This window comes from Pseudomonas protegens (assembly GCF_003732485.1).
Lineage (GTDB): Bacteria > Pseudomonadota > Gammaproteobacteria > Pseudomonadales > Pseudomonadaceae > Aquipseudomonas > Aquipseudomonas protegens_B.
Window position 1 is genome coordinate 1 of the sequence record NZ_MOAK01000074.1, and the last position, 5,063, is coordinate 5,063.

The 5,063-nt window shown below is 60.3% G+C and carries 3 protein-coding genes; all 3 read right to left on the minus strand.

Going from position 1 to position 5,063, the window contains the following annotated elements; all coding sequences use genetic code 11:
• Positions 1–706, minus strand: a 706-nt coding sequence (locus BLX41_RS19785) for a two-partner secretion domain-containing protein (RefSeq protein WP_123726256.1), incomplete at its 3' end; no start/stop codon positions are given.
• A gap of 144 nt (positions 707–850) precedes the next feature.
• Positions 851–1,993, minus strand: a complete 1,143-nt coding sequence (locus BLX41_RS19790; RefSeq protein ID WP_185073690.1) for a fimbrial protein — start codon at positions 1,991–1,993, stop codon at positions 851–853.
• A 229-nt stretch (positions 1,994–2,222) separates the two neighbouring features.
• Positions 2,223–5,063, minus strand: a 2,841-nt coding sequence (locus BLX41_RS19795) for a two-partner secretion domain-containing protein (protein WP_259745026.1), incomplete at its 5' end; no start/stop codon positions are given.

The following is a 5,063-nucleotide window of genomic DNA, read 5'->3' on the forward strand; positions in this document are numbered from 1 at the left end:
TGTCGACGTGCAGGTCCAGCAGTTGGTTGTCGTCGAAGCTGACGGTGAAGCCATTGCCTGCGGCCAGCGCCACACGCCCGTTCTGCGCATTGATCGTGCCCTGGTTGGTCACCTTGGCCCCGAGCAGCGCAACGCCACCGCCGTCAGCGGCAGTGATGGAACCCTGGTTGACGACCTCGGCCACCGAGTCGCCGGTGAACTTGTAATTGCCGGCCTTGAAATCGGCATCGCTGATGTCGCGGGTCGTCGCCACCAGGCCACCGACATTCACCTGTGAGCCTTGACCAAACACTACCCCGTTGGGGTTGATCAGGAACACCCGGCCATTGGCGTTGATCTGCCCATGAATCTGGCTGCCATTGACACCGACGACCCGGTTCAGGGCAATCGAGGTGCTGGTGGGCTGATTGAAGTTCACCGACTGATTGGCCTGAACATTGAAGTCATTCCAGTTCGTGATCAGCTTGTCCGTGTGCTGATTGATCGACATGTTCGGGCCCTGGGTAAGGATGTCGGCACTGCCGAACACCACCTCCCCACCGGTGGGCAAGGCAAACGCCGAGGGCAACCCGGTCAATGCCAGGAGACTGGCAACCGCCACCACCAGGCCCTTGCCGGAACCGGTACGCCGACGCCGGGCGCCTTCGTGAGTGACGTTCCAGCAGCCTTGGGCCTGGTTCCATACCAACGCATAGATCTTGTTCATGAAAACTCCATATCGATTTATCTACGTACTACAAACCTTTGCAGCACGGCACTGCCGCTGAAGCGCCCGCTAGGCCTTCAAAATTGAACGACGGTGTTGGGTGGAACTCGCCCACGGACGAACCGGTTCATTGACCGGTCGCGATCATGGGAAGGTAAAAGTGAACTCTGCGGCCCCGTTGGCCTCCCCGCCGGCCTGGACCTCCTGGTCATTGCCAATGCGGATGTAGCTGGCCCGCAGGGGAATGCTTGCGCCATCGCCGATGCGCTGCATCTCGTAGCTCTGGCCGCTGTACTCGATGCGCTCCGAAGTCAGCCCATTGGTCATGACAATGCCGAACCCCCTGGTACTGGAATTGATCAGACCCAGTACGCCCTGGACCGACGATCCTCCGGATTTATCGATAAAGCTGATGCGAGGCTTGGCCTGCATCGAACAACGGCTCAACCCGATACTGAAGGGAACCGCAGGCGAGGTAGCGTTGACCTGGGGAAAGTCCGACAGGGCGAAGCGCCCCAGGCGCACCCCGATCTCTTTGTAGGCTTCCACCACGCAGGTCTTGGGCAGCTCGATATTCATGCTGAAGTCCAGGCCGCCCATGACCAGGCTCGTGCGGCAACTGCCGGTCAGCGGTGCGCTGAGATCGCTCAATTGGGACCCCAGGGTCGACTCGTTTTTTTTCAGGTCGTACGCATGCAACTGCAGGTAGGACGAGCCTGTTACCTGGGTCACTTTGAGGGTGCCCGTGGGCAACTGATCCGGCGGCACGGTCAGGATCAGCGATTGAACAATCTGGGTGACCATGGTCTGAGAGGGTGAACCGCTCTCGTAGACCAGATCGTCATTTTTTTCCAGCGCTATGGGAAAGGTGACTTGAGCCACCCTTATGCTCTTCCCCCCTCGAGGAGCAGCATCCAATCGAAGACCTATGCCTTGGACATTGGTAGGAGCGGCGTCATAGGGCTGCGGCGTACCGCCGCTCCAATGTCCGGCAGTCACCAGCTCTCGCGGACTCCCGGATATGGCAAGACTGAAACTGGTGTGCAAGGAGACCGTACGCTCCCACAACACGGTCCCCTCCGCAGTGTTGCTGTTCAACGGGTTGACCAGCCTCCATTGTGAACCGGCGTCGCTGGTGATCCTGCAGTCCCGGGCATAGCCGTTCAACAGAGCGGCTCGCGCATCCGCGCTGCCCCAGCCGCACAGCACCCCTGCGAGCATGACGCCATGAACCCACAGGGGCAGCCATCTGCGACCAGCTACAAGCCTCAGCCATTGGCGAATCATCTGTCATTCTCCCTATCTGCACCTGTGTACCGCCGCCCATGACAACGGCGGCGTCGTGCACAAATGAGATGGATTGCCCAACAGTGGCCGGCTGCTACCGGCCACCCTTAAAAAGTCATCAGGGAACGAGACAAGCAGGTGCCCGTCAGCAGCCAGAACCCGGTGCACCAGGCATCAGCCAGGCACACCGGGGGGAACTGCCATTCCTCAGATCAGCAAGTACCGGTCATCAGTCGCGGATATCGCCCTCGTTCAGGCCAACCGCTGGTACTTGGCTCGCCAGTTCCAGCGCCTCGTTGTAACGCATGTCTCCGTAGTTGACCCCGACCAGGCCACCGTAGGTCTGGGCGTTGCGCGCAACGAAGTTGATCTTGCCGGTGGCCACGGAGCTACGCAGATCGCCCGTGTTCAAGCCGACCAATCCGCCCAGGCGGGCAGAGACGCCACCGCTCACCTGACCATGGGCCAGGGAGTTGGTGATGAACGAATTGTTCTGACCGGCCAGGCCGCCAACCGAACTCTGATTACCGCCCAACACGTCGCCTTTGGCCGATGTGCTATTGATGCGGTGATCGACAAGGTCGCCATTGGTACCCACCAGGCCGCCGACGTTGCTGTTGACGCCGCCGCTGACGTTACCGCTGGCCTCGGCCGAACTCAGGTCACCGTCGTTGTAGCCCACCAACCCGCCGACGTTGCTGATGTTGCCGCCGCTGGCATTGCCACGAGCCACGACATATTCGGTGCTGCCGCCAAAGTTGTGTCCGATGAGGCCGCCGACATTGCTGTTGGCACCACCTACCACATTGCCGCTCGCTTCCGCCGTGTCGATCCGGCTCTCCTCGTTCCTGCCCACCAGACCGCCAATGTTGGTGCCGGTGGAGTCAGTGACCGTGCCAGTGGCCTTGACGTTCGTCAGCGTGCTGTTCTGGTTCCAGCCCACCAAGCCACCTGCGGCCAGGGACGTTGCCCCCGTAACCGCACCACTGGCGCTGGAGTCGATGATGGAGCCATTTCTGTTGGTCCCCACCAGGCCACCGATGCGGCTAGCGGCATAACCCCAGACATTGACCGAGGACATGCTGTTCTCAATCTGGCCGCCTTGGTTGTAGCCCACCAGGCCACCCAGGTTCGGGTCTATGTAAGGCGGACGAACGGGTGGGTTAACGGGTGGACGAAAACCAGTTCCGATCGTACCGGCACTCGAAGAGCCCCTGATTTCCCCTCCCTTATTGACCCCCACCAGGCCGCCCATGCCACCAACCTCACTGAGCTGTACGGTGCCCAGCACCTGCACGTTGGTGGAGCTATTGGTAATGGTCCCCACACCAGCGCGGCCGACATTGTTTTCGCCTACCAGGCCGCCCATGGCCAAGGTGTTGTTGTTACCGGTCACCGTACCGGACACCGAGCCACGGTTGATGCTGCCGCCGGCGTTGACGCCGACCAGGCCACCGACAGTGTTGGTCTGATTGCTGTTGGCGTTCACGGTCAGGTTGATGCCACTGACGTTTTCGATGCGGCCGGTGTTCTCGCCGACCAAGCCTCCGATTTTTCCGAAGCCAGAGTTGGAGGTGGTACCGTTGATTCTCATCGACGCCAGCTTGAGGTTGCTGATGCTGCCGGACGATCGGCCGAACAGACCACCGTAAGGCCCATCGGTATTGACGGTGAAACCACTGATGGTATTGCCCAGGCCCTCGAAGATTCCGTTGAACTGTTTGTTGCCACCAATGGTCTTGATGATGCCGGTGCCCTTGATGTCATTGCCCAGCACATACAGGCCACCAAGGTTGGTGCCGATCGCCTGCAACTGCGCGGAGTTCTGGATCACTGTGTACAGGTCATCATTGACGTCGAACGAAGCGCCGCTGCCGGACAGGGTGACCTGGCCGTTGTCGCCCAAGGCATAGCTGTTGCCGTAGACCAGGCCGAGGCTGCTGTTGGTGCCGGTCAGCGCTATCGCGCCATCGAGCTTGATGTCCCGATCGGCCTGGAGCTCGATACGGGCGCCTGCACCAGTGGCCGTCAGTTTTTTGTTGAGATTGATGTCCTGGGCCGAAGCGACACTCAATTGATTGCCGCTGGTCCAGTTGATGTCACCGTCGATCGAAACGTTGCCGGACTTGCTGCTCAACTCGACGTTGGTGGTAGACAGGTTATGCGACAGGGTATCGGCATAGACGTTGTTGCTGCCGGGGGTGGAGGTTGGGCTGACATTGACATCGGTGGAACTGATCTTCCAGGTACCGGCCCTGCCGTTGGTGGCCAGGGTGTTGACCCGGGCAGCCAGTTGCACCTTGGTGTTGGCGCCCTTGGTCTCCACTACACCGCCATCACCGATCGAGGCCAGTGCGCTGGCGCTCATCGAACCACCGACGTTGACCACGCCTACATCACCACCGTCCAGGGTGATCTTGCCGGCCTTGCGCGACAGGGTATTGGCTTCGATGGCGCCCTGGTTGTTGACCACGGTCTGCAGCATCGAGCCGGCACTCCGTGCGGTCATCAGCACCTGCCCGCCATCGGCCTTGAGCAGACCACCGTTGCTGACCAGTGCATTGATCGCCGCCGCATCGACTTTCAGGTCCAGCAGGTTGTTGCTGTCGAAGCTGACGGTGAACTCGTTGCCGCCACCCAGAGCCACACGGCCCTTTTGTGCCTTGATGTCGCCTTCGTTGCGCACGGTCTTGCCGAGCAGGGCCACACTGCCACCATCGGTGGCAGTGATCATGCCGTTGTTGACGATTTCAGCTTGTGAGGTCCCGGCAAACCTGTAGTTGCCGGCGGTGAAGTTGGCATCCGTGATGTTCTGGGTCGAGGCTACCAGGCCACCCACGTTCACCTGGGCGTTGTTGCCGAACACCACCCCGTTGGGGTTGATCAGAAACACTTGGCCGTTGGCCTTGATCTGCCCCTGGATGTTACTGGAGTTGACACCAACCACCCGGTTCAGGGCGACCGAGGTCTTGGTCGGCTGGCTGAAGATCACCGTCTGGCCACGATTCACACTGAAGTCGTTCCAGTTGATGATCAGCTTGTCGCTGTGCTGGTTGATCGACATCTGCTT

Bases quoted from the DNA above. Each gene is read 5' to 3' on its own strand.
- BLX41_RS19790 (WP_185073690.1), bottom strand. From the start codon at position 1,993: ATGATTCGCCAATGGCTGAGGCTTGTAGCTGGTCGCAGATGGCTGCCC.